Source organism: Kitasatospora sp. SUK 42 (assembly GCF_015776785.2).
Lineage (GTDB): Bacteria > Actinomycetota > Actinomycetes > Streptomycetales > Streptomycetaceae > Kitasatospora.
Window position 1 is genome coordinate 1132041 of sequence record NZ_LFMD02000002.1, and the last position, 26223, is coordinate 1158263.

General features: G+C 72.2%; 23 protein-coding genes. 7 read left to right on the forward strand and 16 right to left on the reverse strand.

All coding sequences use genetic code 11. The features are described from left to right. Positions 1-5: 5 nt before the first annotated feature. Genes RZ50_RS04780 through RZ50_RS04790 form a run of 3 tightly spaced genes read right to left on the reverse strand, consistent with a single transcriptional unit; the run spans position 6 to position 2133 of the window. Positions 6-323 (reverse strand): hypothetical protein, encoded by a 318-nt coding sequence (locus RZ50_RS04780; RefSeq protein ID WP_196947682.1) that lies wholly within the window; start codon positions 321-323, stop codon positions 6-8. Beyond that, positions 320-1891: a murein biosynthesis integral membrane protein MurJ gene (gene murJ, locus RZ50_RS04785; protein WP_308271388.1), complete on the reverse strand. Its 1572-nt coding sequence runs from the start codon at positions 1889-1891 to the stop codon at positions 320-322. Before murJ ends, RZ50_RS04780 begins: the two co-directional genes overlap by 4 nt. Beyond that, the gene (locus tag RZ50_RS04790) at positions 1888-2133 is read right to left on the reverse strand and encodes a hypothetical protein (protein ID WP_196947683.1); all 246 of its coding nucleotides are present in this window, start codon (positions 2131-2133) and stop codon (positions 1888-1890) included. The genes murJ and RZ50_RS04790 overlap by 4 nt, the downstream gene beginning before the upstream one ends. A gap of 143 nt (positions 2134-2276) precedes the next feature. Here RZ50_RS04790 and RZ50_RS04795 point away from each other — a divergent pair, with 143 nt between their 5' ends. After that, on the forward strand, positions 2277-2942 hold the full coding sequence (locus RZ50_RS04795; RefSeq protein ID WP_217680245.1) for a response regulator transcription factor: 666 nt from the start codon (positions 2277-2279) through the stop codon (positions 2940-2942). A 2-nt stretch (positions 2943-2944) separates the two neighbouring features. Continuing rightward, complete coding sequence (locus RZ50_RS30040) at positions 2945-4402, forward strand: cell wall metabolism sensor histidine kinase WalK (protein ID WP_217680246.1); 1458 nt, start codon at positions 2945-2947, stop codon at positions 4400-4402. 24 nt (positions 4403-4426) lie between these two features. Here the strand turns inward: RZ50_RS30040 and RZ50_RS04805 are convergent, their stop codons facing one another. From RZ50_RS04805 to RZ50_RS04820, 4 genes are all read right to left on the reverse strand, one after another. Then, positions 4427-5677 carry a sensor histidine kinase gene (locus tag RZ50_RS04805; RefSeq protein WP_196947684.1) on the reverse strand — a complete coding sequence of 417 codons (1251 nt, stop codon included), beginning with the start codon at positions 5675-5677 and terminating at the stop codon, positions 4427-4429. An 8-nt stretch (positions 5678-5685) separates the two neighbouring features. Next, positions 5686-6408 (reverse strand): ABC transporter permease, encoded by a 723-nt coding sequence (locus RZ50_RS04810; RefSeq protein ID WP_196947685.1) that lies wholly within the window; start codon positions 6406-6408, stop codon positions 5686-5688. Continuing rightward, positions 6405-7376, reverse strand: coding sequence for an ABC transporter ATP-binding protein (locus RZ50_RS04815; protein WP_196947686.1), 972 nt, complete (start codon positions 7374-7376; stop codon positions 6405-6407). The genes RZ50_RS04810 and RZ50_RS04815 overlap by 4 nt, the downstream gene beginning before the upstream one ends. 192 nt (positions 7377-7568) lie before the next feature. Then, positions 7569-9722 carry a prolyl oligopeptidase family serine peptidase gene (locus RZ50_RS04820; protein WP_196947687.1) on the reverse strand — a complete coding sequence of 718 codons (2154 nt, stop codon included), beginning with the start codon at positions 9720-9722 and terminating at the stop codon, positions 7569-7571. Between the two features lie 314 nt (positions 9723-10036). Between RZ50_RS04820 and RZ50_RS04825 the strand changes: the two genes are divergently transcribed. From RZ50_RS04825 to RZ50_RS04845, 5 genes are all read left to right on the forward strand, one after another. Then, on the forward strand, positions 10037-10231 hold the full coding sequence (locus RZ50_RS04825; RefSeq protein WP_030062563.1) for a DUF2304 family protein: 195 nt from the start codon (positions 10037-10039) through the stop codon (positions 10229-10231). A 57-nt stretch (positions 10232-10288) separates the two neighbouring features. Further along, entirely contained in the window at positions 10289-11197 is a 909-nt protein-coding gene (gene mshB, locus RZ50_RS04830; protein ID WP_196947688.1) for an N-acetyl-1-D-myo-inositol-2-amino-2-deoxy-alpha-D-glucopyranoside deacetylase, read from the forward strand. Then, the gene (locus RZ50_RS04835; RefSeq protein ID WP_254801987.1) at positions 11194-11649 is read left to right on the forward strand and encodes a DUF6113 family protein; all 456 of its coding nucleotides are present in this window, start codon (positions 11194-11196) and stop codon (positions 11647-11649) included. Before mshB ends, RZ50_RS04835 begins: the two co-directional genes overlap by 4 nt. Positions 11650-11888: 239 nt before the next feature. Next, positions 11889-14351: a peptidoglycan binding domain-containing protein gene (locus tag RZ50_RS04840; RefSeq protein ID WP_217680247.1), complete on the forward strand. Its 2463-nt coding sequence runs from the start codon at positions 11889-11891 to the stop codon at positions 14349-14351. A gap of 132 nt (positions 14352-14483) precedes the next feature. After that, a complete protein-coding gene (locus RZ50_RS04845; RefSeq protein ID WP_196950281.1) occupies positions 14484-16205 on the forward strand; it encodes an ABC transporter family substrate-binding protein in 1722 nt (573 codons plus the stop codon). 9 nt (positions 16206-16214) lie between these two features. Here the strand turns inward: RZ50_RS04845 and RZ50_RS04850 are convergent, their stop codons facing one another. The 9 genes from RZ50_RS04850 to RZ50_RS04890 form a co-directional block, all read right to left on the reverse strand. Further along, the gene (locus RZ50_RS04850) at positions 16215-17342 is read right to left on the reverse strand and encodes an ABC transporter ATP-binding protein (RefSeq protein ID WP_196950280.1); all 1128 of its coding nucleotides are present in this window, start codon (positions 17340-17342) and stop codon (positions 16215-16217) included. Beyond that, positions 17332-18384, reverse strand: coding sequence for an ABC transporter ATP-binding protein (locus tag RZ50_RS04855; protein ID WP_217680248.1), 1053 nt, complete (start codon positions 18382-18384; stop codon positions 17332-17334). The genes RZ50_RS04850 and RZ50_RS04855 overlap by 11 nt, the downstream gene beginning before the upstream one ends. 16 nt (positions 18385-18400) lie before the next feature. Then, positions 18401-19315: an ABC transporter permease gene (locus RZ50_RS04860; RefSeq protein WP_254802253.1), complete on the reverse strand. Its 915-nt coding sequence runs from the start codon at positions 19313-19315 to the stop codon at positions 18401-18403. Between the two features lie 76 nt (positions 19316-19391). Beyond that, positions 19392-20318, reverse strand: coding sequence for an ABC transporter permease (locus RZ50_RS04865; RefSeq protein WP_196950279.1), 927 nt, complete (start codon positions 20316-20318; stop codon positions 19392-19394). A 115-nt stretch (positions 20319-20433) separates the two neighbouring features. Beyond that, the gene (locus RZ50_RS04870; protein ID WP_196950278.1) at positions 20434-22056 is read right to left on the reverse strand and encodes an ABC transporter substrate-binding protein; all 1623 of its coding nucleotides are present in this window, start codon (positions 22054-22056) and stop codon (positions 20434-20436) included. A gap of 184 nt (positions 22057-22240) precedes the next feature. Next, the gene (locus RZ50_RS04875) at positions 22241-23257 is read right to left on the reverse strand and encodes an ABC transporter ATP-binding protein (RefSeq protein ID WP_196950277.1); all 1017 of its coding nucleotides are present in this window, start codon (positions 23255-23257) and stop codon (positions 22241-22243) included. Then, a complete protein-coding gene (locus RZ50_RS04880; RefSeq protein ID WP_217680255.1) occupies positions 23250-24299 on the reverse strand; it encodes an ABC transporter ATP-binding protein in 1050 nt (349 codons plus the stop codon). The genes RZ50_RS04875 and RZ50_RS04880 overlap by 8 nt, the downstream gene beginning before the upstream one ends. 19 nt (positions 24300-24318) lie before the next feature. Then, complete coding sequence (locus RZ50_RS04885; RefSeq protein ID WP_217680257.1) at positions 24319-25260, reverse strand: ABC transporter permease; 942 nt, start codon at positions 25258-25260, stop codon at positions 24319-24321. Further along, on the reverse strand, positions 25253-26179 hold the full coding sequence (locus tag RZ50_RS04890; RefSeq protein ID WP_196949720.1) for an ABC transporter permease: 927 nt from the start codon (positions 26177-26179) through the stop codon (positions 25253-25255). The genes RZ50_RS04885 and RZ50_RS04890 overlap by 8 nt, the downstream gene beginning before the upstream one ends. Positions 26180-26223: the final 44 nt, after the last annotated feature.

Here is a 26223-nt window from a genome sequence, read left to right on the forward strand (position 1 = left end):
GACGATCAGTCGGGGTCTCCGGGTTCCTGGAGAAGGTGTCGGGCCGCGTCGGAGAGGGTGAGCTTGGGGTCGGTCCAGGAACAGACCTCCAGCCAGGAGAGCCGGCCGCCCTCGGCGAAGAGCAGGACCTCGCCGTCGCAGCCGATGGTCGCCTCGGCCACGATCTCCGCGCCGGTGACGGCGTCGGCGCCCGTGAAGTAGGCGGTGCAACCGCAGGCGCAGCTGGATTCGATGCGCAGGTACGGGAGTTGGGCGCGCAGGGGGTGACCCTCGGGGAGGAGGACGTCAAGGGTACGGGCGACATCGGCGGGGAGGTGGTTCATCGGCGGCGCAATCGCGTGGTGAGGGCGGACAGTTCTTCGATGCGGAGGAGCTTGGCCAGCAGGAGGTACACGCCGGCGAGGGCCGCACCGGCCGGCACCAGGCCGAAGGGGGTGGTGTACCAGGCCGCGGCCGCGGCGGGCAGGGCGGCCAGCAGGAGCCTCCCGTGGGCGCCCGCCACCCGCAGGGGGCCGAGGCGCCGGCGCAGGAGGAGGGCGGCGGCCGCGCAGGCGAGCAGGAAGGAGCCGCCGTAGCAGCCCGCCATCCCGGTGACGGCCCAGCGCAGCGGCAGCAGGTGGTGGCAGAGCACCGCGCCGAGGGCCGTGGCGGCGACCGGGAGGAGGTTGAGCAGGAAGGGGGTGCGGCTGTCGCCGAGGGCGTAGAAGGTGCGGGTGAGGGCGTAGGCGGCGGAGTAGAGGACCAGGCCGGGCGCGAAGGCGGTCAGCATGCCGGCGATGGCCTGCACGTCGCCGTCGCCGGTACGGCCGTGACCGAAGGCGAGGTCGCACAGCCGGGGCGCCAGGACGGCGAGCGCGCAGGCGGCCGGGACGGTGACCACGCCGACGGTGCGGACGGTGCGGGCGAGCAGCGCACGCACCTCGGCCGGATCGTCGGCGGCGGCGCTCAGCGCGGGGACGACCGCCGTCACCACGGAGACGGTGACCACGCCGTGCGGCACGATCCACAGCAGGTACGCGCTGCTGTACGCGGTGTACCCGACCCCCGGCAGTCCGGCCGCGGCGGCCTCGGAGCCGACCAGCGTGGACAGCCTGGTCACCACCCAGTAGCCGACCTGGTCGCTGAGCACCAGCAGCAGCGTCCAGCCCGCCGCCCGCAGCGGCTCGCCGAGCCCTGCCCGCTGCCAGTCCCAGCGCGGCCGCAGCCGCACCCCGGCCGCCCGCAGACAGGGCAGCAGCACCAGGCTCTGGGCGACGACGCCGAGCGTCGTCCCGGCCCCGAGGACCACGAGGTCGCGGGAGGAGAACGAGCGCTGCCCGACGTACGCCCCGAACACCCCGATGACCACGAGGTTGTTGAGCACCGGCGCCCAGGCCATCGGCGCGAACCACCGCCGGGCGTTGAGGAGTTGGCCGAGCACCGTGAACAGCCCGTAGAAGAACACCTGCGGCAGGCACAGGTAGGCCAGCAGCACCGTGCGGTCCAACTGCGCACCCCCGTACGAGGTGTAGGCCCGCACGACGTACGGCGCACCCGGCACCACCACGGCGGCCAGCACCAGCAGGGCGACCACCAGCACCGTCACCAGCCGGTCGACGTGCGCGGCCCCGCCGTCCGCCGACTCCTTGGCGGCGCGCACCAGATGGGGCACCAGCGCGGTGTTCAGCGCGCCGCCGATGAGCAGCACGAACAGGATGTTCGGCACGGTGTTGGCGACGTTGTACCCGTCCGCGAGCACCCCCGAGCCGAGGACGGCCACCAGCAGCGCCGAGCGGACGAAGCCGGTGGCCCGGGACACCACCGTCCCCGCCGCCATCACCAGGCTGGGCGGGAGGGTTCGGCGCGGTCTGCGGTGGCGGGCGGCCACGGCGGGACGGTCGAGCACGCTCACCCCCGCCTCCGCGCCGGGTAGCGCCCGAACGCCGCGTCCAGCGGCCGGACCAGCGGCAGCTCCCACTCCCCCGCACCCTCGACGACCCGCCCGCCGCTCTTCACCCGCCCCCGGGACGGGCGCTGCGGGAAGCTCGCCCTGTCGGGACCGGACGCCGCCCGGGCCGCGTACTCCCCGGCCGTCACCGGCTCCGGCCGCAGCCCGAGTCCGGAGCCGACGGCCCCCTCCTGGAGAACGGTCATCCGCCAGCCCCTCTCGCTCCGGGCACCGGCCCGAGAGGACCGGCGAGAACGCCGAGAGCATGCGCGAAGCGTCCTGAAGCGCGGCTGAGAAAGCTGAAGCCCTTTTAAGGAACGGATTCCGGGCCGGTGGCATGCTGATCCGCATGGAGATACTGGTGGTGGAGGACGACGCCCAGGTCGCCGCAGCCGTCCGGCGCGGGCTGGAGGCCGAGGGCTACACCGTCGACCTCGCCCCGGACGGCCTGACCGGCCTGCGACTGGCCCAGCGGCACCCCTACCGGGCGATCGTGCTCGACATCATGCTGCCCGGTCTGAACGGCTACAAGGTGTGCGAGGCGCTGCGCACCGACGGCGTCACCACCCCGATCCTGATGCTGACCGCCAAGGACGGCGAGTACGACGAGGCCGAGGGCCTGGACACCGGCGCCGACGACTACCTCACCAAGCCGTTCTCCTACCTGGTCTTCCTGGCCCGCCTGCGCGCCCTGATCCGCCGCAGCCAGACCCCCGGCCCGCTGCTGCGCGTCGGCGACCTCTGGCTGGACCCGGCGGCCCGCCGCTGCGGGCGCGGCGGCGCCGAGATCACCCTCACCGAACGCGAGTTCGCCGTGCTGCGCTGCCTGGCCGAGCACCCCGGCGAGGTGCTGTCCAAGCGCCGGATCGTCGACGAGGTGTGGGACATCGCCTTCGACGGCGAGGAGTCCATCGTCGAGGTGTACGTCAGCATGCTGCGCCGCAAGGTGGACACCCCGTTCGGCGTCCGCTCGATCACCACCGTGCGCGGCGCCGGCTACCGCCTGGAGGCCTGACGGTGCTCGGCCGCCTCTCCACCCGCCTGCGCACCTCGGTGGCGGCCGGCCTGGCCGCGCTGCTGCTGCTCGCCGGCGGCGCCTGGTGGCTGCGCGGCCACATGTACGACGCCCAGCTGGCCGTCGCCGAGGAGGACGCCCAGGAGAAGGCCCGCGAGCTCGGCAGCGGCTACAAGCACGGCCAGCAGCTGGTCGACAGCGGCAGCCTGCCGTACGTCGTCCTGGGCAGCGACGGCCAGGTGGTGATCATGGGCGGCCCGCTGACCACCCAGCACCTGGCCGGGGAGCCGCCCGCCGCCGTACCGCGCCTGGCGCCGGACAACTGGCAGTCCGTGCAGCGGATCACCATCGGCCCGGCCGGGCCGGCCGCCGCCAACCGCTACTCGGGGCGCACCTTCACCGCGATGGGCAGCTGGAGCCCGCTGCTGCGGGAGAGCGACGCGTCCGGCCGGCCGGTGCAGCCGCAGGTCGGGCCGTTCACCGTGTACGTGCTGGCCACCCCGTTCGCCGCCGAGGCCTCGCTGCACACCATCGACCCGGTCCTGCTGGCCGGCGTGCCGGCCGCCGCACTGCTGGTCGCGCTGATGGCCTGGGCGGCGACCAGCCGGGCGCTGCGCCCGGTGGAGGCGATCCGGGCCGAACTGGCCGAGATCGGCGAGCACCGGCTGGACCGCAGGGTCCCGGTGCCGCGCTCCGGGGACGAGATCGCCCGGATGGCCCGAACCACCAACGCCACCCTGGACCGGCTGGAGCGCTCGGCCGGCCAGCAGCAGCGCTTCGTCGCCGACGCCTCGCACGAGCTGCGCAGCCCGATCGCGGCGCTGCGCACCAACCTGGAGGTCTCGCTCGCCCACCCCGAGCGCACCGACTGGGCGGCCGCCACCGCGGAGGCGCTCACCTCGGTGGAGCGGCTCCAGCAGCTCACCGAGGACCTGCTGTTCCTGGCCCGGGGCGCGCACCCGGAGACGGCGGGCCGGCCGACCGTCGTGGACCTGTCCGCCGTGCTGCGCGAACTCGCCGACCAGTACCGCCCGGTGGTCGGCGCCCGGCCTGCCCTGCGGGTGGACGCGCCGGAGGCGGTGCTGGTGCGCGGCAGCCGGATCCGGCTGCACCGGCTGGTGCGCAACCTGCTGGACAACGCCCGGCGGCACGCGAGCACCGAGGTGGTGCTGTCCGCCCGGCAGACCGGGCGCGGCTGCGTCCTGGAGGTCCGGGACGACGGCCCGGGCGTGCCGGAGCAGGACCGCGAGCGGATCTTCGAGCCGTTCACCCGGCTCGACGAGGCGCGCAGCCGGGACGCCGGCGGCAGCGGCCTGGGCCTGGCCATCGCTGCGGACATCGCCACCCGTCACGGCGGCACCCTGCGCGTCGCGCACGCCCCGCGCGGGGCCCGCTTCGTGCTGGAACTGCCGTCGGCCCAGGACTCCCAGGCCTCCGGTTCGCTGAGGCCCGTTCGCTGAGGCCCCTTCGCTGAGGTCCGTTCGCTAGAGCGGGTTCACCGCAGGCGCGGACACCGTCCGCAGCGGCACCGAGGCCCGCAGCCGGAAGCCCCTCCCCCGCGCTCCCGGCCCGGTCTCCAGCCGCCCGCCGACCAGCGCCAGCCGCTCCTCCAGGCCGGAAAGCCCGTTCCCCGGCTGGGACTTGCCCGGACCGCGCCCGTCGTCGGTGATCTCCAGGACGGCGTACCGCTCGCCGCTCGGCTCCCAGCTCTCGTCCGCCCGCACCGTGCAGACGGCCGCCCCCTCGCCGTGCCGGACGATGTTGGTGACGGCCTCGCGCAGCGCCCAGGCCAGCGCGCCCGCCTCCTCGTTGGCCAGCGACGGCCAGGTGTCCACCAGCTCCGGCGCGGCCTCCAGCCGGATCTGCGCGGCGGCCAGCGCGGTACGGGCGGCGGCGAGCTCGACCGGCAGGGTGGGGCGGCGGAAGCCGGTCACCGCCTCCCGGACGTCGATCAGCGACTGCCGGGCGACCTGCTCGATGTCGGCGACCTGCGCCCGGGCCGCCTCGTCCTTGCCGGCGTCCATGAACCGTCCGGCCAGCTCGCTCTTCAGGGTGATCAGCGACAGCGAGTGCCCGAGCAGGTCGTGCAGGTCGCGGGCGAGGCGCAGCCGCTCCTCGGAGGCGGCCAGGTGCGCGACCGCCGCGCGGGCCTCGCGCAGCTCCTTCATGGTGGCGACCAGCCGCTGCATGCCGGTCATCGCCGCTCCGGAGAGGAAGGAGGTGAGCGTCAGGGTGGCGATGGTGTCCGAGCCGGCGCCGCCCACCAGGCCGGTGGCGGCGGTGAGCGCGGCCATGCCGAGGACCGAGCCCAGCGCGTAGCGCACCGGAACGATGACCGCGACGCACACCGAGGCGTAGGTGAACAGGGTGAGGAAGGACTCGCCGAGCGTGAGGCTGGTGGAGATGGCGAGCGTGACCATCATCGCGACGATCGCCCGGCACTCCCTCGGCCGCATGCCCGTCATCGAGCGGTAGACCACCAGCAGGACGTAGCCGACGAGGAAGACCGCCAGGCTGACCCAGCCGAGCACCTGGCCGAGCACGTCGTGACCGCCGTGCAGCAGGTCGTTGACCGGGTAGGCCAGGTACACCATCCACAGCAGCATCCAGCTGACCTTGACCATCAGCTGCCGTCTGGTCTCGATCGGTGAGCCCGGGACGTTGATGAGCGAGACGCGCGCCACACCCACCTCCGGCTGTCCGTCGGTGCGGTGGGTCCGGCGCGCGTCACTCATGTCGGTCATCATGCCTGGCGGGTGTCGCGGCGGTACAGCGCGGCGGCGGCGACGAGGAACACCGCGAAGAAGGCGGCCAGTCCGCCGACCGCGACCATGTCCAGCGACTGCCCGGGCCGGGTGAAGGTGGCCAGCTGGTTGTACAGGTACACCGGGTCGAACCGGGCGAACTTCTCCAGCGAGCCGCTCACCGGGAACCAGGTACCGCCGAGCAGCGCCATCGCCATGTAGGTGATCATCACGATCGGCTGCACCGCGTCCGGCGTCGCCGCGTAGCCGAGCGCCACCCCGAGCGCGGCGAACACGAAGCTGCCCAGCCACAGCGCGACCGCCAGCCCGATCCACTGCGGCAGGCTCAGCGAGACGCCCTGGGTCAGACCGACCGCGAAGACCACCAGGATCGCCGGCAGCGTGGTCACCGCCGTCGCCGCGATCTTGCCGATGGTGTACGCCCGGCCGGGCAGCGCGGTCAGCCGCAGCTGGCGCACCCAGCCGCTCTTGCGCTCCAGCGAGATCCGCTGCGCGCTGCCGGAGAGCACCGCGCCGACCGCGCCGAAGGTGGCCATCGAGACCATGAAGTAGGTCTTCACCGGCAGTCCGCCGGCCTGGTCGGCGGAGCCGTAGGCGTTGATGAAGAAGACGTACAGCACGGCCGGGTAGACGACGGTGAAGAACAGGTAGCGCCGGTTGCGGAGGGTCCGCAGGATCTCCAGCCTGATCAGGGTGGTCATCGCACGCTCTCCTTGTCGTCCGCGGTGCGCTCGGCGTCCGCGCGGTCCAGCTCGCCCGTGATGGTCAGGAAGGCCTGCTCCAGGCCCACCCCGGTGACCTCCAGCCCGCGCGGGTACAGGCCGGCCCCGTAGAGCGCGGCCACGCTCGCGTCGGCGTCCGCGGTGCGGATCCGGACGGTCCGCACCCCGGGGACCCTCGCGGTGACGTCCAGCGACTGCACGCCCGGCAGCGCCCGCAGCACGGACTCCGCGAACCCGCCGTCCCCGCCGTCCCCGTCGTGGAGTTCGAAGGCGATCCGGCGGGCGCCGGCCCGCGCCTTGATCTCCGCGGAGCTGCCGTCGGCGATCAGCCGGCCCCGGTGCAGCACCAGGACGCGGTCGGCGATCGAGTCGGCCTCCTCCAGGTAGTGGGTGGCGAACAGCACCGTGCGCCCGGCGTCGGCCTGCGCCCGCATGCTCGCCCAGAACGCCTGCCGGACGTTGACGTCCATGCCGGTGGTGGGCTCGTCCAGCACGATCAGGTCGCTGTCACCCGCGATCGCCAGGGCGAAGCGGACCCGCTGCTCCTGGCCTCCGGACAGCTTGTCGACCCGCCGCTCCGCCAGCTCCGTGATCCCCGCGTCGGTCAGCACCTCCGTGACCGACCGACCGCGCGGGTGCACGTCGCAGGCGAGCCGGACCAGCTCGTGGACCTTGACGTCGGTCATCAGCCCGCCGCTCTGCAGCATCGCGCCGACCCGGCCGGCCTCGATCGCCGACCGCGGGGTGCCGCCGAACAGCGTCACGTCGCCCTGGTCGGGCTCGCGCAGGCCGAGCAGCAGGTCCAGGCTGGTGGACTTCCCGGCGCCGTTCGGGCCGAGCAGGGCGACGGTCTCGCCCGGCCTCAGCACGAGGTCCAGTCCGTCCACGGCGCGCACCCGCCCGTAGCTCTTGCCGACGCCGCGGAAGGCGGCCACTTCGGTCACCATCGCCCGTTCCTCTCCCCTGGTGGTGTCGTGTCACGGTGCTGTTCGCACCACCACAGAGTCCCGCGCGGGCGGCCGGCGGCGGCAGTGCCGGCCGTCGTGGCTTCGGCATGACGGATGTCATGCCGACGGCCGGTACCCGCGTCACGCCCGTCGGCGATGAGGGGGTACCGGCCGTCGGTTCGGTTCAGCCGGTCAGGCGCCCAGCGAGCGCTTCACGAAGTCGACCTGGAGCAGCAGCAGGTTCTCCGCGACCTCCTCCTGCGGGGTCATGTGCGTGACGCCCGACAGCGGCAGCACGGTGTGCGGGCGGCCGGCCGCGAGCAGCGCCGAGGAGAGCCGCAGGGTGTGCGCGGCCACCACGTTGTCGTCCGCGAGGCCGTGGATGATCATCAGCGGGCGCTCCAGCCCGGCCGCGTACCCGTTCAGCGAGTTGGCCTCGTACACCTCGGGCCGCTCGCCCGGGTGGCCCAGGTAACGCTCGGTGTAGTGGGTGTCGTACAGCTCCCAGTCGGTCACCGGCGCCCCGGCCACCCCGGCGTGGAACACGTCCGGGCGGCGCAGCACCGCGAGCGCGGCCAGGTACCCGCCGTACGACCAGCCGCGGATCGCGACCCGGTCGAGGTCCAGCGGGAACTCCTCGGCGAGCGCCCGCAGCGCCTCCACCTGGTCGTCCAGGGTGGCCCCGGCGAAGTCGAAGGCGATCGACTTCTCCCAAGCCGGCCCGCGCCCGGGGGTGCCGCGCCCGTCGGCGACGACCACCGCGAAGCCCTGGTCGGCGAACCACTGCGAGTTGAGGTGCGGGTTGTGCGCCTGGACGACGCGCTGGCCGTGCGGGCCGCCGTACGGGTCCATCAGGACGGGCAGCAGGCCGTCGCGCTCGCGGTCGTAGCCGGTGGGCAGGAAGACGGCGGCCGGGATGCGGCGCTCGCCGGCGAAGCGGAACACCGGGCGGGCGGTGATGACCGGCGTCTCGGCGTACGAGGCGATGGTGGCGACGTCGTCGACCACCACGCCCTCCGACAGGTCGCGGGCGACCTGGACGAGCGTGCCGGGCAGGTCGGGCTCGGCGGTGGCCCGGACGGTGATGCCGCCGGCGTGCACCGCGCTGGTGACGGAGGTGAACGGCCGGCCGTTGGAGGACTCCCAGCCGAGCCGCTTGCCGTCGTGGCTGATCCGGCCGACGGCGATCCAGCCGGGCTCGGGGTCGGTCTCCTCGGCGCCGCCGGAGGCGGTGAAGAACACCTCCTCCTCGGTGACCGCGAGGACGGACCGCAGGTGCAGGTCCGCCCCGGTGACGGCCTGGTCGCCGACCACCAGCGCCCGGACTCCCCCCTCGTCCGAGATCCGCACCAGCTTCCCGTCCGGGGTCCAGGCCGGGACGCCCGGGAAGGCCTCCAGCCAGACCTCGTCGTGCTCCTCGAACAGCACCTCGGTGGCGCCGGTGACCGTGTCCAGGCCGAGGATCCGCTGGGTGCGCTGGTCGCGGGACTGGACCAGCAGCAGCGGCACGCCTCCGCCGGACCAGTGCACCCGGGCCAGGTAGGGGAAGGCCTCGCGGTCCCAGCTCACCTCGGTGCGCCCGCCGTGCAGGTCGAGCAGCCAGAGCCCGACCTCGGCGTTGGCGGTGCCGGCCGCCGGGTAGGCGACCTCGGCGGGCTCGCGCTCCGGGTTGGCCGGGTCGGCGATCCACCAGCGGCGCACCCGGCTGTCGTCGGCGCGCTCGACCAGCAGCCGGTCGCCGTCCGGAGACCACCAGAATCCGCGGTCGCGGTCCATCTCCTCCTGGGCGATGAACTCGGCCTGCCCCCAGGTGACGTTCGGGCCGTCAGGCTCGGCGAGCGCGTGGTCGCCGGCGCCGTCGGTGCGGGTCAGCCGCAGCTCGCCGGCGGTGTTGGCGTACGCGACGTGCCCGCCGTCCGGGGAGAGCCGCGGGTCCAACAGCGGGCCCCGGGCGGGCAGTTCGGCGGTGGAGCCGGTGGCCAGGTCGGCGGTGAACAGCCGGCCGGACAGCGCGAAGGCGGCCAGCTTCCCGGCCGTGTCCAGGGAGTAGCCGACGATGCCGGCCGAGCCCTCGCGGCTGCGCTCGCGGCGGGCCTTCTCGGCCGGCGAGAGGTCCTCCTCGCCGCCGCCGAGCAGCGCGGCCGGGTCGGCGGCGATCCGCTCCTCGCCGGTGGCGGTGTCGAGGGTCCAGAGCAGGTTGGCCCGGTCGCCGCCCGATCGGGAGCGGAGGAAGACGACCCGCGAGCCGTCCGGTGCGACGGAGAAGGAGCGGGGCGCGCCGACGGTGTAGCGCAGGGTCCGCGCGTACTGCCGGGGGAAGGTGTCCGCAGGGGTGTGGGAGGTCATGGCACCAGACCCTACGACGCCCTGGTCCCACCACCGGGTGACTGGTGATCACTCTTTCGGAGCATCGTCTTCAAGTACGCCCCAAAGAGGTCGAAACCCCCTCCGACCGGCCCATGCGCCCCGCCGGTGCCCCGATGCCCCGGAGCGCGCGGACTCACCGAGTGTAATGCGCCCCTCACCCATCGGGTATGACTTGTCGGGCGAGTGATCGTCGGACCCGTCCCGGCCCCCGGTCACCCGACCCCGATTCCCGTAACGGTCCCTCCGCCGCCCACCCCCAGGGGGCGGCGCACCCGAGAAGGGGTACGAGCCGAATGGCCATGAACATCTCCGCCGCCGTGCTGATGCTGGTGATCGTGGTGGTGCTGATCCGCCGCTCCGGCCTCAAGCTGGCGCACGCCATCGTCTGCGCGCTGCTCGGCTTCTACCTGGCCTCCAGCTCGATCGCCCCGTCGATCAGCCAGGTCACCAGCAACCTGGCCGGGATGATCAACGGCCTGAAGCTCTGACCCCACCGGACCACGGCGGTCGGCAGGGGCCTGAGGACAGGCCCTAGGCTTTCTCCCATGACCCCGACTACCGGCCGCCGGCTCCTCCTGGTGCACGCCCATCCCGACGACGAGTCGATCGGAAACGGCGCCACCATGGCCCGGTACGCCGCCGAGGGTGCCCGGGTGACGCTGGTGACCTGCACCCTCGGCGAGGGCGGCGAGGTGATCCCGCCGGAGCTGGCCGGCCTGACGGCCGATCGGGAGGACCGCCTCGGCGCGTACCGGATCGGCGAGCTGACCGCGGCCATGGGCGCGCTCGGCGTCACCGACTTCCGCTTCCTCGGCGGCCCGGGTCGCTACCGCGACTCCGGGATGATGGGCGTGCCCGACAACGACGCGCCCGGCTCCTTCTGGCGGGCCGACGTCGACGAGGCGGCCGGCCACCTGGTCGCGGTGATCCGCGAGGTGCGGCCGCAGGTGCTGGTCACGTACGACGAGAACGGCGGCTACGGGCACCCGGACCACATCCAGGCGCACCGGGTCGCGATGCGCGCGTACGAGCTGGCCGCCGACCCGGCGCACCGCCCGGAGCTGGGCGCGGCCTGGCGGATCGCCAAGGTGTACTGGAACCGGATGCCCCGCTCGGTGATCGAGGCCGGGCTCGCCGAGACCGCCGCCAAGGCGCCCTTCCCGGGTGTGGCGCAGCCCGCCGACGTGCCCGGGGTGGTGGCCGACGAGGTGGTCACCACCGCGCTGGACGGCGCCGCGTACACCGGGCGCAAGGCCGCCGCGATGGCCGCGCACGCCACCCAGATCACCGTGGACGGCGCCTTCTTCGCGCTCTCCAACGACCTCGGCCAGCCGCTGTTCGCCACCGAGTACTACCAGCTGGTGCGCGGCCAGGCCGGGCCGGAGCGGCCCGAGCACGACCTGTTCGCGGGCCTGGACCACGACCCGACTCCGACCGAGGAGAGCGTCCGATGACCGCGCCCGCCACCCCGCCTCGCCGCTCCTTCGCGGCGGCCGTCCTCGGCACCCGCGAGGAGCGGCTGGCCGAGGCCCAGCCCCCGCTCGCCGCCCGGATCGCGGTGTACGTCCTGTTCTTCCTGCTGGGCGTCGCGGTGTCGGTCTGCGGATCCTTTGTGCAGGCCCTGTGGCCGCCGGTCGGAGTCCTGGTGGCGCTCGCCGCCACCGCCGCGACCTTCTACGCCGGCCTGCGGATCACCGGCACCCGGCTCGGGGCCGCGCTGCCCGCGGCCGGCTGGTTCCTGGCGATGCTGCTGATGATGGTGCCCCGGCCGGAGGGCGACAACGTGCTGTGGGCCAACGCCACCTCGCTGGCCTGGCTGTTCACGGGCTCGGTGCTGGGCGTGATCTGCGCCACGCTGCCGACCCGCACCAGCTGGTTCCCGGGAGTGCCCAACCCTCCCCGCTGACCCCGGTGGACGACCGCGTACGGTAGCGCATACAACGCGCAGTCAGGAGTACTCCGCCGTACTCTCATACCGGAGGAACCGGACGTATCAGGATCTGTCCGAAGCCGTTCACCGCTCAGTTCTTCCCAGTATGGTGGTCCCGCAGTACGTCGTACCCGACCGCCGTTTGCCCCAGGCCCGGCGACCACGAACCGCGGTCGCGCCGCACGGCCCGCCCGCGAACCCGGAGCAGAGCAGCATTGAGCAGCCGCGAATCTGACAACGCCAACCCGACGCCCCGGCGCACGGGTCCGGACGCCTACCCGTCGGGCACGCCGCCCTACGGCACGCCGGGCCTCCCCGGCGGCGACCGGGCCGCGGCCGGTGCCGACCACGGCGCCGGGTCGGTTGGCGAGGACGACGGGCCGAAGACCGAGACCACCCTGACCACCCGGGTGCGGATCAACATCCCCGGCTCGCGCCCGATCCCGCCGGTCGTCGTCCGCAGCACCGTCAAGAACGAGGCTGTGAAGACCGAGGAGGGCCCGGGCGACCAGGCCCCGGCGACCGCCGCCGAGCCGGGCGCACCCCGGCACCGCTCCGCGCCCACCTCGCCGGTCATCGGTGTGATGGACGCCGACAGCCGCACGGCGACCCCGCCGAACCTGCCGCCGGAGTGGCAGATCCCGCCGATCCCGCCGGCGACCTCCGAGTCCGAGTCCACCGGTGCGTGGTTCCGGCCGCGGCAGAAGAAGGCCCAGTCCGCCGAGCCCGCCCCGGCCGCCGTGCCGGCCGGCGCCCAGAACGCGCCGGCGACCCAGAACGCGCCGGCGACCCCGGCCGCGCCGGGCACCGCCGCCGAGGCCCGCCCGCAGGCCGCCCCGAACGGCTCCCGCCCGGCTCCGGCCGCAGGCGCGGTCCGTACGAACGGCCGCCCGGTGCCCGCCCAGGGCCCGTCGCCCGTCGCGCCCGCTTCGCCGTTCGGCGGCGAGGCTCCGGCGGAGGAGCCCGGCGTGTACGAGGCCGCCGCCCCGTTCGCGCCGGCCGCCGCCCCGTTCGCGCCGGTCGCCGACCCCTTCGCCCCGGCCGGTCCCTTCGCCCCGGCGGACCCCTTCGCCCCGGCCGGCACGAACGGTTCGACCGCCCCGACCGGCCCGGACACCGGTGCGCGCGGCGGCCGCCGCCAGCCGAACGCGCCCCGGCGGAACGCGTCGCAGCCGAACCCGGCCCACCCGAACGGCCCCCAGCCGGGCGGCCTGCCGCAGGCCGCGCCCCAGGCCGGCCTCCAGGCCTTCGCCTCGGCCGGCCCGGCCGTCGTCGAGCCGAGCCCGGAGGACACCTCGGTCGACGGCTTCGAGCCGATCCGCGAGCACACCGCTCCGCCCACCGCCATACCCGGCCCGCCCCGGAACGGCGCCCCGCGCGAGGCCGACGGCCGTCCGCAGCCGGGCCTGTTCGCCTCGGCCCCGACCGGCGCCGACCCCTTCGCCACCCAGCGTCCGGCCGCCCCCGGCCAGGACCCCTTCGCCGCCCCGGCGGCCCCCGGCGGGCTCTTCCCGGGCGCGCCGCAGCCCGCCCCCGGCGGCCCCCGGCAGCGCGGCCTCGACCCCGAGGCCACCGAGGTCACCCCGCTGCCGGCCCCGGCCCCCGAGGCCGCCGCACCCGCCCCGGGCGGCCCCGCCGCACAGCCCGCTCCGGCTCCAGCCCCGGCCCCGGCTCCCGCTCCCGCCAAGGCCGAGCCCGCCACCAAGGGCAAGGCCAAGAAGGGCGGCGGCGGCAAGAAGCTGGTCAAGCTCGGCGTCTACGCCGTCGGCGGCGTGCTCTTCCTCGGCGCCGCCGCCTACGGCACCGGCCTGATGCTCAACCAGTCGGACGTCCCCAAGGGCACCGTGGTGCTCGGCACCGCCATCGGTGGCAACAGCCGCGACCAGGCGATCCACTCGCTGGACGAGTCGGTCGGCAAGACCGGGCAGCAGCCGCTCAAGCTGAAGCTCGGCGAGCAGACGGTCGACCTCGACCCGACGGTGGCCGGGCTGAGCTTCGACACCACGGCCACCGTGGACGGCCTCGCCCAGCACGACTACAACCCGGTCGCCGTCATCAAGTCGCTCAAGGGCGGCAGCAAGGCGGTCGCGCCGGAGGTCCGGGTCGACCGGGCCAAGCTCAAGGCCGCGCTGGACTCCCTGGCGGGCGGCTCCGGCCAGAGCCTCCAGGAGGGCTCCGTCAAGTTCACCGAGGCCGGCGAGCCGGTCGTCGTCCCCGGCAAGGCCGGCCAGGCGGTGGACTCCAACGCCGCCCTGGACGTGGTCGAGCAGGCCTACCGCGACCGCGCCGACGGCAAGCCCGACCAGCCGATCGCCCTCGCCGTGACGGCCGCCCAGCCGAAGGTCTCCACCCAGGCCCTCCAGGCCGCCGCCGACAGCCTCGGCAAGCAGATCGTCAACGGCAAGATCCACATCGTGGCCGGCACCAAGACCTGGGACTTCGGCGGCAGGACCGCCGCCAGGGCGCTCACGCTCGTCCCGGACGCCTCCGGCAAGATCGTGCCCAAGTGGGACCTCGACGCGCTGAACACCCAGCTGGGCGGCGTGTTCGACAAGGTGAAGGTCAAGAAGAACGGCCAGACCGCCGCGATCACCCCGCAGGACGTCGCGGACGCCGTCACCTCGCTGTTCGACAAGACCGGCGACAGGGAGCGCACCTTCAAGTTCACCGTCGCCTGACGGACCGGACACGAACGAGGGGTGGGAGCGTCGACGCCGTCACGGCGGCGTTCCCACCCCTCGACAACTCCCCTCCCGGTCAGCAGTATGTGACGCCACACCTTCCGTCACACCCACCCCGGGAGCACGCCCATGGGCCGCCGCCTCCAGCACCACCGGACGGCGCTGCTCGCCGGTCTCACCGTTCTGACGCTCTCCCTCGCGCTCTGCTCCTGCTCCTCCGGGCAGGGCGGCGGCGCCGCCGCGGACGGCCTGCCGGGCTCCACCGAGGCCCCCAAGCTCACCTCCATCGACATCAACCCCCACGACCGGGCCCAGCTGCGCCAGGGCGGCACCCTGAACCTGGCGATCCCGCAGTTCTCCCACCAGTGGTCGCCGATCCACACCGACGGCAGCGAGTCCTCGACCGTGGCCGTCACCAAGCCGCTGCTGCCCACCTTCTTCCGCTCGGACGCGGCCGGCACCCAGACCGTCAACCCGGCCTACCTGCAGGAGGCGCACGCCGAGGTCCGGGACGGTCACCAGGTGGTCGTCTGGACGCTCAACCCGAAGGCCCACTGGTCCGACGGCACCCCGATCACCTGGCGTGACATCGAGGCCAACTGGCGTGCCCTGAACGGGAAGGACCCGGCCTACCACCCGTCCAGCAGCACCGGCTTCGAGCTGGTCTCCTCGGTCGAGCGGGGCAAGGACGAGTTCCAGGCCGTGATGACCTTCGACCGGCCGTTCTCGGAGTGGCAGTCGATGTTCAACAGCGCCGCCAACGCCCCGCTGCTGCCGGCGGGCCGGGTCGCCACCCCGGAGCTGTTCAACTCGGCCTACCTGGACGCGATCCCGGTCACCGCCGGCCCGTTCAAGGTCGAGCAGCTGGACCGCGCCGCGCAGACCGTCACCCTGGTCGCCGACCCGGCCTGGTGGGGCGACAAGCCGATGCTGGACCGGATCGTCTTCCACGTGATGCCGCCCGACGCGATGGGCACCGCCTTCGCCCAGGGCCGGATCGACCTCTTCAACAGCGGCCCGGACGTTGCCGGTTACCAGACCATCAAGAACACCAAGGGCGCCGCGATCCGCCGGGCCGGCGGGCCGGACTTCCGCCAGTTCACCCTGAACGCCCGCACCCCGGCGCTCTCCGACGCGAACGTCAGACAGGCGGTGTTCCAGGCGATCAACCGGGACACCCTGATCCGCTCCGACCTCAACGGCCTGGACTGGCCCGCCGTCCCGCTCAACAACCACCTGCTGGTCGCCAACCAGAACGGCTACCGCGACAACTCCCTGGGCCTGTCCCGCTACGACCCCGCCGAGGCCGCCCGCAAGCTGGACGCGGCCGGCTGGAAGATGGACGGCGACGTACGACGCAAGGACGGCCGGGAGCTCAACCTGCGGATGCTCATCCCGACCGGGGTCACCGTGGCCCAGAACGAGGCGGCCAGTGTGACCGCGATGCTCAAGGACGTCGGCATCAAGGTCACCACGGTGACCGCCCCCGTCAACGAGTTCTTCGACAAGTACGTCAACCGCAACGACTTCGACATCGCCGCCTACGCGCTGATCGGCACCCCGTTCCCGACCGCCGGCAACCGCGCCAACTTCGCCCAGAACGGCGGCACCAACCACGTCGGCGCGGGCAGCCCGGCGGTGGACGCCGCGCTCGACCGGGCCGCCGCCGCGCCGGACGCCGCCACCGCCTCCGAGGCGATCAACCAGGCCGACGGCGAGCTCTGGAAGGTCGCCGGGGTGCTGCCGCTCTACCAGCGCCCGCAGCTGTTCGGCGCCCGCGCCGACCTCGCCAACATCGGCGCGCAGGGCCTGTCCGACATCGTCTGGGAGAACGTCGGCTTCACCAGGTAGCGGGCCGCCTCAGGCGGTGCCCTCGCGCTCCGCCGCGCCCTGTCCGGTCTCGCGCTCCGCGGCGAAGTGACACGCCGACGCGTGGAACGCCGCCCCCCGCAGCCAGGAAGGCGAGGCCAGCAGCGGGACCTCCTCCGCGCAGCGGTCCCGCGCCTTCCAGCAGCGGGTGCGGAAGCGGCAGCCGGACGGCGGGTTGGCCGGCGAGGGCACGTCCCCGGTGAGCACGATCCGGTCCCTCGACTCGCGCGCCGCCGGGTCCGGCACCGGCACCGCGGAGAGCAGCGCCTGGGTGTACGGGTGGGTCGCGTGGTCGTAGATCTCCAGGTCGCTGCCGATCTCGACCAGCTTCCCGAGGTACATCACCCCGACCCGGTCCGAGATGTGCCGGACGATGGAGAGGTCGTGGGCGATGAACATGTACGAGAGGTCGAACTCGCCCTGGAGCTGCTCCAGCAGGTTGATCACCTGCGCCTGCACCGACACGTCCAGCGCCGACACCGGCTCGTCGCAGATGATCACCTCCGGCTTGAGCGCCAGCCCCCGGGCGATCCCGATGCGCTGGCGCTGGCCGCCGGAGAACTGGTGCGGGTACCGGTTGATGTACTCCGGGTTGAGCCCGACCACGTCCAGCAGGTCCTGGACGGCCCTGCGGCGGTCGCCCTTGGGCGCCACTTCGGGGTGGATCTCGAAGGGCTCGCCGATGATGTCGCCGACCGTCATGCGCGGGTTCAGCGAGGTGTACGGGTCCTGGAACACCATCTGGATGTTGCGCCGGACGGCCTTGAGCGCGCTGCCGGACAGCCGGGAGATCTCCTCCCCCTTGTACCGGACCGAGCCCCCGGTGGCCTGCTCCAGGTTCATCAGCACCTTGGCCAGCGTGGACTTCCCGCAGCCGGACTCCCCGACGATGCCGAGCGTCTCACCCTTCTCCAGTTGGAAGGAGACGCCGTCGACCGCCTTGACCGCGCCGACCTGCCTCCTGAACAGCACGCCCTCGGTGAGCGGGAAGTGCTTGACCAGGTCCCGGACTTCGAGGATCGGCTCGCCGCGCGGCACCTCCTGAGCGAAGGCGGCCTCCTGCGGCACCGCCGCGCCCAGTGCGGTGGCCCCGTTGGGGGTCGTTCCCTCAACGGTCATGGAGGGTCTCCTTCCAGAAGAAGCAGGCGCTGCCGCGTCCCTCCAGCGGCCTGCCGTCGTCCTCGGCGACCGGGTACAGCTCCGGCACCTCGCCCCGGCAGACGGCCTGTGCCCGGGGGCAGCGGGGATTGAAGGCGCAGCCCGGAGGGATCCGCAGCAGGTTGGGCGGCAGACCCTTGATCGCGTAGAGCTCCTGCCCCTTCTGGTCCAGCCGGGGGATGGAGTCCAGCAGGCCCCGGGTGTACGGGTGCGCGGGCCGCGCGTAGAGGTCGTGCACGGGGGCGGTCTCGACGATCCGGCCCGCGTACATCACGGCGATCTTGTCCGCGACGTCGGCGACCACGCCGAGGTCGTGGGTGATCAGGATGAGCCCCATGTGGTACTCGGCCTGCAACTCCGCCAGCAGGTCCATCACCTGGGCCTGCACCGTGACGTCCAGCGCGGTGGTGGGCTCGTCGGCGATGATCAGGTCCGGTTCGAGGGCCAGCGCCATGGCGATCATGATGCGCTGGCGCATGCCGCCGGAGAACTGGTGCGGGTAGTCGTTCACCCGCTGCTTGGCGGCCGGGATGCGCACCCGGTCCATCAGCTCCACGGCCTTCGCCCGGGCCTCGGCCCGGGAGGCGCCCTGGTGGGCCCGGAACATCTCGCCGAGCTGGAAGCCCACGCTGAGCACGGGGTTGAGCGCGGACAGCGCGTCCTGGAAGATCATCGCGATCCTCCGGCCGCGGATCCTCCGGCGCTCGTCCTTGCCCATCTTGAGCATGTCCCGGCCGCGGAAGCGGATCTCGCCGCGCGGGATCCGGGCCGGCGGCGTGTCCAGGATGCCCATGATCGCCTGTGCGGTCACCGACTTGCCGGAGCCGGACTCGCCCAGCACGGCCAGCGTCTCCCCCGCCCGGACGCTGTAGTCGACCCCGTTGACGGCCCGGGCCACGCCGTCCCGGGTGACGAACTCGACGTGCAGGTCCCTGACGTCGAGCAGCGGCCCCTCGTACGGCGCCTCCCGCTCGCGCCCGGCGGCTTCCGCGGCTGTACTCACGATGCGCTCCCCACGCTCAGCGAAGCTTCGGGTCGAGGGCGTCGCGCACCGCGTCGCCCAGCATGATGAAGGCCAGCACGGTGACGGAGAGCGCCGCGGCCGGGAAGAACAGCACGTACGGAGCCGTGCGGATCACCTTCTGGGCGGAGGAGATGTCGATGCCCCAGGAGATGGTCGGGTCCTGCAGGCCGATGCCGAGGAAGCTCAGCGTCGCCTCGGTGGCGATGTAGCCGCCGAGCGCGATGGTGGCGACCACGATCACCGGGGCGATCGCGTTCGGCAGGATGTGGCGGAACATCAGCCGTCCGGTCCCGGCGCCGAGCGCCCGGCCGGCCACCACGTAGTCGGACTGCTTGACGGTCAGCACCGCGCCGCGCATCACCCGGGCGATCTGGGTCCAGCCGAGCACGCCCAGCGCGATGACCACGCTCCACACCGTGCGGGTGGAGAAGGCGTTCAGCAGCACCAGCGAGCCGAGCAGCAGCGGGATGCCGAAGAAGATGTCGATGATCCGGGAGATCACCGCGTCCACGGCGCCGCCGAAGTACCCGGCGACCATGCCGGTCAGCCCGCCGAGCACGGTGACCGCGGCGGTCACGAAGACGCCGACGGTGATCGAGGCGCGGGCTCCGTACACCACCCGGGCGAAGATGGAGCGGCCCTGGGCGTCGTAGCCGAACCAGCCGGCCCCGAAGAAGTCGCCCCAGTCCGGCCGCCGCAGGTAGTCGTGCACCAGGTCGGCCCTGCGGGGGTCGGCGTCGGTGAAGGCCCAGGGGAGGACCGCCATCACCACCAGGAGCAGGATCAGCACCGCCGAGACCAGGAAGATCGGCCGCCGGCGCAGGTCCCGCCAGGCGTCGCCCCAGAGGCTGCGGGCCTCCTCCCGCTTCTCCACGTCCCGTTCGACCAGGGTCTCCTGCTCGACCGCCATGCCCTGCTCCCCTGCGTAGTCGAGGCGCGAGACGCCGGGCTTGGGCCGCGGTTCGTACGGGCCCTCGTCGTGGATGTCAGGCATAGCGGATCCTCGGGTCCAGGACCGCGTAGAGCAGGTCGACGAGCAGGCTGGCGACCAGGTAGACGATCACCAGGACGGTGACGATGCCGACCACGGTGGGGCCTTCCTTGGTGTTGATCGCCCGGTAGAGGACGTTGCCGACGCCCTGCACGTTGAAGATGCCCTCGGTGACGATCGCGCCGCCCATCAGGGCTCCGAGGTCGGTGCCGAGGAAGGTGATCACCGGGATCAGCGAGTTGCGCAGCAGGTGGCGCAGGACGATGGTGCGCCCGGGCAGGCCCTTGGCGACGGCGGTGCGCATGTAGTCGGCCCGCAGGTTCTCGCCGATCGAGGTGCGGGTCAGCCGGGCCACGTACGCGAGCGAGAGCGAGCCCAACACTACGGCTGGCAGGATGAGTTGGGAGAGGTCGTAGCTGTTCTGCACGGTCGGGGTGACCCAGCCGAGGTTGGTGGCGAAGACCGTCTGCGCGATGTACGCCAGCACGAAGACCGGGATCGAGATCACCACCAGGGTCAGGATGAGCACCAGGGTGTCCTGCAGGCTGCCGCGCCGCAGGCCGGAGACGAGGCCGAGGGCCAGGCCCAGCACCATCTCGAAGACGAAGGCCAGCAGCGCGAGCCGGATGGTGACCGGGAAGGCGCCGGCCATGATGTCGGAGACCGGGCGGCCGGTGAAGCTGGTGCCGAAGTCGCCCTGGAAGAGGTTCCCCATGTAGTGCAGGTACTGCTTCCAGACCGGCTGGTCCAGGAAGTACTTGTGCCTGATGCTCGCCACCACGGCGGGGTCGGCGGCCTTCTCGCCGAACAGCGCCGACACCGGGTCGCCCGGCAGCGTGTAGACCATCAGGAAGATCAGCAGCGTGGTGCCGAAGAACACCGGGATCATCTGCAGCACCCGCCGCAGCACGTAACTGCCCATCCGGGCCTCCTTCCTACGTGGCCGGCCGGGGGCGCCGGGCGGCCGAGAGACCGGGCCCCGCCCTCCGTGCGGGGAGGGCGGGGCCGTGTGCGGGGGTCGGCCCCCGGGGTGGGCGTCAGCCCTTGACCTCGACCTGGGTCCAGGCCGGGTTCCCGAAGGAGTCGAACTTCACGTCCTGCACCTTGGTGGAGTAGCCGGAGTTGGTGCGGTAGTACCAGAGCGGGATGGCCGGCATGCCGCTCGGCAGCACGGCCTCGGCCTGCTGGTAGCCGGTCACCGTGTCGGCGACGCTGGGGGCCTCGTCGGCCTTGGTGGCCGCCGCGTCGAACTTCGGGTCGCTGAAGCCGAAGTCGTTGGAGGCGGCGCCGGTGCGGTAGACGTCGGACAGGAAGTTGGCGTTCAGGGGGTAGTCCTGCACCCAGCCGGTGCGGAAGGCGCCGTTGACGGTGTGTCCGGTGATGGCGGCGCGCGAGGTCTTGAAGTCGGGCTTCGGGTCCCCCAGGCAGTCCACGCCGGTGCTCTGCCGGATCGAGTTGCAGACCGCGTCGACCCACTCCTTGTGGCCGCCGTCCGCGTTGTAGGTGATCAGCAGCTTGTTGCCGGGGACGCCGCCGCCCTCCTGGATCAGCTGCTTGGCCTTGGCCGGGTCGAACTTGCAGTAGTCGCCGCAGGTGCCGTCCTTGTAGCCCTCGACGCCCTCGGCCACCCAGGCGGTGGCGGGCTTGCGGGAGCCCTGCAGCACGGTCCTGGTGATGGTGTCGCGGTCGATCGCCATCGACAGGCCCTGGCGCACCTTGGCCCTGTCCGGCGAGGACCAGTCGGCCTGGTAGAGCGTGAAGCCGATGTTCTGGATCGCGCCCTGCGGGGCGTCGATCGCCCGGTCGCCGAGGTCGCTCCTGTACGTCGCCAGCGCGGACGGCGGCACCTGGTCCATCACGTCCAGGTTGCTGGACTGGAGGTCCGCGTAGGCGGCCTCGGACGTGGTGTACATCTTGAAGACGATGCCGCCGTTCTTCGGCTTGTCCACGCCCTGGTAGTCCGGGAAGGTCCTGGTGACCACCTCGGTGTTGTGGGACCAGCTGACGAACTCGTACGGGCCGTTGCCGACCGGCTTCTGCCCGTACCCCGCCGGGTCGTTGAAGAAGCCGTCGGGCAGCGGCGAGAAGGCGATGTAGCCGAGCTTGTACTCGAAGTACGAGACCTTGTGGTTGAGCTTGACCGTGAAGTGCAGGTCGTCGGCGACGGCCAGTCCGGACATCCTGTCCGCGGTCGGCTTCCCGGTGGTCGGGTGGACGTCCTGGTAGCCCTCGATGTCGGAGAACCAGGAGCTGTTGATCTGGGCGTTGGCCGGGTTGGCGGCCCAGTTCCAGGCGTCCACGAAGTTCTTGGCGTGCACCGGGGTGCCGTCGTGGAACTTCCAGCCGTCCTTCAGCGTGACGTTGAAGGTCTGCGAGTCACTGGTGTCGATCTTGTCGGCGACCTGCATCCGGATCTTGGCCGTGCCCGGGTCGTAGTCCACCAGGCCACGGAACAGGTTCTGGATGATGCGACCCCCGCCGACCTCGTTCGCGTTGGCGGGCTGCAGCGGGTTCTGCGGCTCGCTGCTCTGGTAGCTGAAGGTCTTCCCGACGTCCGCCGGGCTGCTACCGCCCCCGCCGCCGTTGCTGCACCCGGTGGCCACCAGGGCCACGGACGTCGCAGCGGCGAGGACCCACCGAGTACGAGCGGCTACGGGCATGAAGGTCCCTCCTCTGGGTGTGTGTCGCATCACACCCCATGAGAAGCGCGACCCGCCGACGGCGCGAGCCAGGTACACCCGGACGAGCGCCCTGACCTGCCGCGGAGTTGACGCGGCGCCGGACCGGCCGAATGCCGGAAGGGCCCGTGGCCGGAGCCACGGGCCCTTCCGGGTGCGTCGGGGATCAGGCCGCGGCCGACTCCCGGACCTCCGCGAAGTGGCAGGCCGAGTCGTGCGCGGCCGGGCCCTCCAGGGTGGTCGGGATCGCCAGCAGCGGGATCTCCTCCGCGCAGCGCTCCTCCGCCTTCCAGCAGCGGGTGCGGAAGCGGCAGCCGGACGGCGGGTTGGCCGGCGAGGGGATGTCCCCGCTGAGGATGATCCGCTCGCGGCTCTCGCGCGCCGCCGGGTCCGGCACCGGCACCGCGGAGAGCAGCGCCTGGGTGTACGGGTGGGTGGCGTTCTCGTAGATCTGCTCGTCGGTGCCGATCTCGACGATCTTGCCCAGGTACATCACGCCGACGCGGTCGGAGATGTGCCGGACGATGGAGAGGTCGTGGGCGATGAACATGTACGAGAGGTCGAACTCGCCCTGGAGCTGCTCCAGCAGGTTGATCACCTGCGCCTGGACGGACACGTCCAGGGCGGAGACCGGCTCGTCGCAGATGATGATCTCGGGCTTGAGCGCGAGGCCGCGGGCGATGCCGATGCGCTGGCGCTGGCCGCCGGAGAACTGGTGCGGGTACCGGTTGATGTACTCCGGGTTCAGACCCACGACGTCCAGCAGGTCCTGGACGGCCTTGCGGCGGTCGCCCTTGGGCGCCACCTCGGGGTGGATCTCGAAGGGCTCGCCGATGATGTCGCCGACCGTCATGCGCGGGTTCAGCGAGGTGTACGGGTCCTGGAACACCATCTGGATGTTGCGGCGGACGGACTTGAGGGCCGCGCCGGACAGCCGGGAGATGTCCTCGCCCTTGAACAGCACCTGGCCGGCGGTGGCCCGCTCCAGGTTCATCAGCACCTTGGCCAGGGTGGACTTGCCACAGCCGGACTCGCCGACGATGCCGAGCGTCTCACCCTTGTCCAGCTGGAAGGAGACGCCGTCGACCGCCTTGACCGCGCCGACCTGCTTCTTGAAGAGGACGCCCTGGGTCAGCGGGTAGTGCTTGACCAGGTCCTTGACCTCCAGGATGGTCTCAGCCATGGAGGGTCTCCTTCCAGAGGTGGCACGCGCTGCGGCGGCCGGTGAGCTCCACGCCGTCCTTGCCGGTCACCTGGTGCAGCGCCGGGGTCTCCGTGCGGCACAGGTCGGTGGCGACGTCACAGCGGGGGTTGAACGCGCAGCCGGTCGGCACCTTCAGCAGGTTCGGGGGCAGACCCTTGATCGCGTAGAGCTCCTGGCCCTTCTGGTCCAGGCGCGGGATCGAACGGAGCAGGCCCTTGGTGTACGGGTGCGCCGGCTTGGCGTACAGGTCGTGCACGGGGGCGGTCTCGACGATCCGGCCCGCGTACATCACGGCGATCTTGTCCGCGACGTCGGCGACCACGCCGAGGTCGTGGGTGATCAGGATCAGGCCCATGTTGTACTCGGCCTGGAGCTCCGCGAGCAGGTCCATCACCTGGGCCTGGACGGTCACGTCCAGGGCGGTGGTGGGCTCGTCGGCGATGATCAGGTCGGGCTGCAGCGACAGCGCCATGGCGATCATGATGCGCTGGCGCATGCCGCCGGAGAACTGGTGCGGGTAGTCGTTCACCCGCTGCTTGGCGGCGGGGATGCGCACCCGGTCCATCAGCTCGATGGCCTTGGCCTTCGCCTCGGCCCGGGAGGCGCCCTGGTGCACCCGGAACATCTCGCCGAGCTGGTAGCCGACGCTGAGCACGGGGTTGAGCGCGGACAGCGCGTCCTGGAAGATCATCGCGATCTTCCGGCCGCGGACCCGGCGCCGCTCCTCGTTGCTCATCTTGAGCATGTCCTGGCCGCGGTACAGGATCTCGCCCTGGGTCACCTTGCCCGGGGGCATGTCCAGGATGCCCATGATGGTCTGCGCCGTCACGGACTTGCCGGAGCCGGACTCGCCGAGCACGGCGAGGGTCTCGCCGGCCGCGACGGAGTAGTTGACGCCGTTCACGGCCTTGGCGATGCCGTCCCGGGTGTGGAACTCCACGTGGAGGTCCTTGACCTCCAGGAGCGGGGTTCCGACTTCGAGACGGTCGGGCTGCTGGTTGTTCTCGATCACGGTGGTCATCGGGTCGTCACCTCTTCTCTCAGCGGAGCTTCGGGTCGAGGGCGTCGCGCACCGCGTCGCCGAGCATGATGAAGGCCAGCACGGTGAGGCTCAGCATGCCGGCGGGGAAGAACAGGGCGAACGGAGCCGTACGGATCACCTTCTGGGCCGAGTTGATGTCGATGCCCCAGGAGATGGTCGGGTCCTGCAGGCCGATGCCGAGGAAGCTCAGCGTCGCCTCGGTGGCGATGTAGCCGCCGAGCGCGATGGTGGCGACCACGATCACCGGGGCGATCGCGTTCGGCAGGATGTGCTTGAACATGATCCGGCCGGTGCCGGCGCCGAGCGCCTTGGCCGCCGTCACGAAGTCGGCCTGCTTGACCGTGATGACGGAGCCGCGCATGACACGGGTCATCTGGGTCCAGCCCAGGGCGACCAGCGCGAAGACCACGCTCCAGATCGTGCGCGAGGTGAAGGCGTTCAGGATCACCAGCGAGCCGAGCAGCAGCGGGATGCCGAAGAAGATGTCGGTGACGCGGGAGATGATCGTGTCGACCCAGCCGCCGAAGTAACCGGCGACCATGCCGGCGATGCCACCGAGGATGGTCACACCGAGGGTCACGCAGATGCCGACCACCACCGACGCGCGGGCGCCGTAGACGACGCGGGCGTAGATGCTGCGGCCCTGGAGGTCGTAGCCGAACCAGTCCGCCTGGAAGAAGTGGCTGTAGTTCGGCTTCGACAGGTAGTGCAGGCGCAGGTCGCCGGCCCGGGGGTCCACCGAGGTGAACAGGCCCGGGGCGATGGCGATGACGATCAGCAGCAGGATCAGCAGCGCGGAGATCACGAAGATCGGCTTGCGCCGAAGGTCGTGCCAGGCGTCGGAGCCGAGGCTGCGGGCCTTCTCGGGCTTGGCGTCCGCCGCGACGGCGGCCTGGGCCGGGATCTCCTCGGCCGTCTTCTTCTCGGTCAGGTCAGGCATAACGGATCCTCGGGTCCAGGACCGCGTAAAGCAGGTCGACGATCAGGCCGGCGGCCAGGTACACGATCACCAGGAAGGCCACGAAGCCGGAGACCGTCGAGCCCTCCTTCAGGTTGATCGCGTGGTAGAGCGCGTTGCCGACACCCTTGACGTTGAAGATGCCCTCGGTGACGATCGCGCCGCCCATCAGGGCACCGAGGTCGGTGCCGAGGAAGGTGATCACCGGGATCAGCGAGTTGCGCAGCAGGTGGGTGCCGATCACCTTGCGCCGCGGCAGGCCCTTGGCCACCGCGGTGCGGACGTAGTCGGCCTTGATGTTCTCGGCTATGGAGGTACGGGTGAGACGTGCCACGTACGCCAGCGACAGCGAGCCGAGCACGAAGGCCGGCAGCACCAACTGGGTGATGTCGTTGGAGTCCTGGACGGTCGGCGTGACCCACTTCAGGTTGTCCGCGAAGACCGTCTGGAAGATGAAGCCGAGCACCGGCACCGGGATCGAGATCAGCAGCAGGGTGATGACCAGGGCGCCCTTGTCGAACGCCTTGCCGCGGCGCAGACCGGCGAACAGGCCGATGCCGATGCCGAGCACGATCTCAATGGCGAACGCGAACAGCGCCAGCCGGACGGTGACCGGCAACGCCTCGGTGATCACGTCGAGCACCGGCCGCTTGGCCATGGTCTGTCCGAAGTCGCCGGTGAGCAGTCCCCCCATGTAGTCGAAGTACTGCTGGAGCATCGGCTTGTCGAAACCCAACTGGTGCCTCAGGGCTGCGACCTGCGCCGGGTCCGGCGCCTTGTCGCCCCACATCGCTGCCACCGGGTCACCTGGCAGCGCGTGCACCATCACAAAGATGAGCAGGGTCGTTCCGAAGAAGACCGGGATCATCTGGAGCAGTCGCCTCGCGACAAAACGCCCCATCGTGCCTCCATGTATGGCTCTGCCGGGCCCGTCAACCCGGCAAG

Coding starts and splice junctions, on each gene's coding strand:
- RZ50_RS04850 (WP_196950280.1), bottom strand. CDS start 17,342: ATGACCGTTGAGGGAACGACCCCCAACGGGGCCACCGCACTGGGCGCG.
- RZ50_RS04790 (WP_196947683.1), bottom strand. CDS start 2,133: ATGACCGTTCTCCAGGAGGGGGCCGTCGGCTCCGGACTCGGGCTGCGG.
- mshB (WP_196947688.1), top strand. CDS start 10,289: ATGACCCCGACTACCGGCCGCCGGCTCCTCCTGGTGCACGCCCATCCC.
- RZ50_RS04880 (WP_217680255.1), bottom strand. CDS start 24,299: ATGACCACCGTGATCGAGAACAACCAGCAGCCCGACCGTCTCGAAGTC.
- RZ50_RS04865 (WP_196950279.1), bottom strand. CDS start 20,318: ATGGGCAGTTACGTGCTGCGGCGGGTGCTGCAGATGATCCCGGTGTTC.
- RZ50_RS04780 (WP_196947682.1), bottom strand. CDS start 323: ATGAACCACCTCCCCGCCGATGTCGCCCGTACCCTTGACGTCCTCCTC.
- RZ50_RS04795 (WP_217680245.1), top strand. CDS start 2,277: ATGGAGATACTGGTGGTGGAGGACGACGCCCAGGTCGCCGCAGCCGTC.
- RZ50_RS04885 (WP_217680257.1), bottom strand. CDS start 25,260: ATGCCTGACCTGACCGAGAAGAAGACGGCCGAGGAGATCCCGGCCCAG.
- RZ50_RS04845 (WP_196950281.1), top strand. CDS start 14,484: ATGGGCCGCCGCCTCCAGCACCACCGGACGGCGCTGCTCGCCGGTCTC.
- RZ50_RS04820 (WP_196947687.1), bottom strand. CDS start 9,722: ATGACCTCCCACACCCCTGCGGACACCTTCCCCCGGCAGTACGCGCGG.
- RZ50_RS04805 (WP_196947684.1), bottom strand. CDS start 5,677: ATGAGTGACGCGCGCCGGACCCACCGCACCGACGGACAGCCGGAGGTG.
- RZ50_RS04810 (WP_196947685.1), bottom strand. CDS start 6,408: ATGACCACCCTGATCAGGCTGGAGATCCTGCGGACCCTCCGCAACCGG.
- RZ50_RS04860 (WP_254802253.1), bottom strand. CDS start 19,315: ATGGCGGTCGAGCAGGAGACCCTGGTCGAACGGGACGTGGAGAAGCGG.
- RZ50_RS04870 (WP_196950278.1), bottom strand. CDS start 22,056: ATGCCCGTAGCCGCTCGTACTCGGTGGGTCCTCGCCGCTGCGACGTCC.
- RZ50_RS04825 (WP_030062563.1), top strand. CDS start 10,037: ATGGCCATGAACATCTCCGCCGCCGTGCTGATGCTGGTGATCGTGGTG.
- RZ50_RS04835 (WP_254801987.1), top strand. CDS start 11,194: ATGACCGCGCCCGCCACCCCGCCTCGCCGCTCCTTCGCGGCGGCCGTC.
- RZ50_RS04890 (WP_196949720.1), bottom strand. CDS start 26,179: ATGGGGCGTTTTGTCGCGAGGCGACTGCTCCAGATGATCCCGGTCTTC.
- RZ50_RS04815 (WP_196947686.1), bottom strand. CDS start 7,376: ATGGTGACCGAAGTGGCCGCCTTCCGCGGCGTCGGCAAGAGCTACGGG.
- RZ50_RS04875 (WP_196950277.1), bottom strand. CDS start 23,257: ATGGCTGAGACCATCCTGGAGGTCAAGGACCTGGTCAAGCACTACCCG.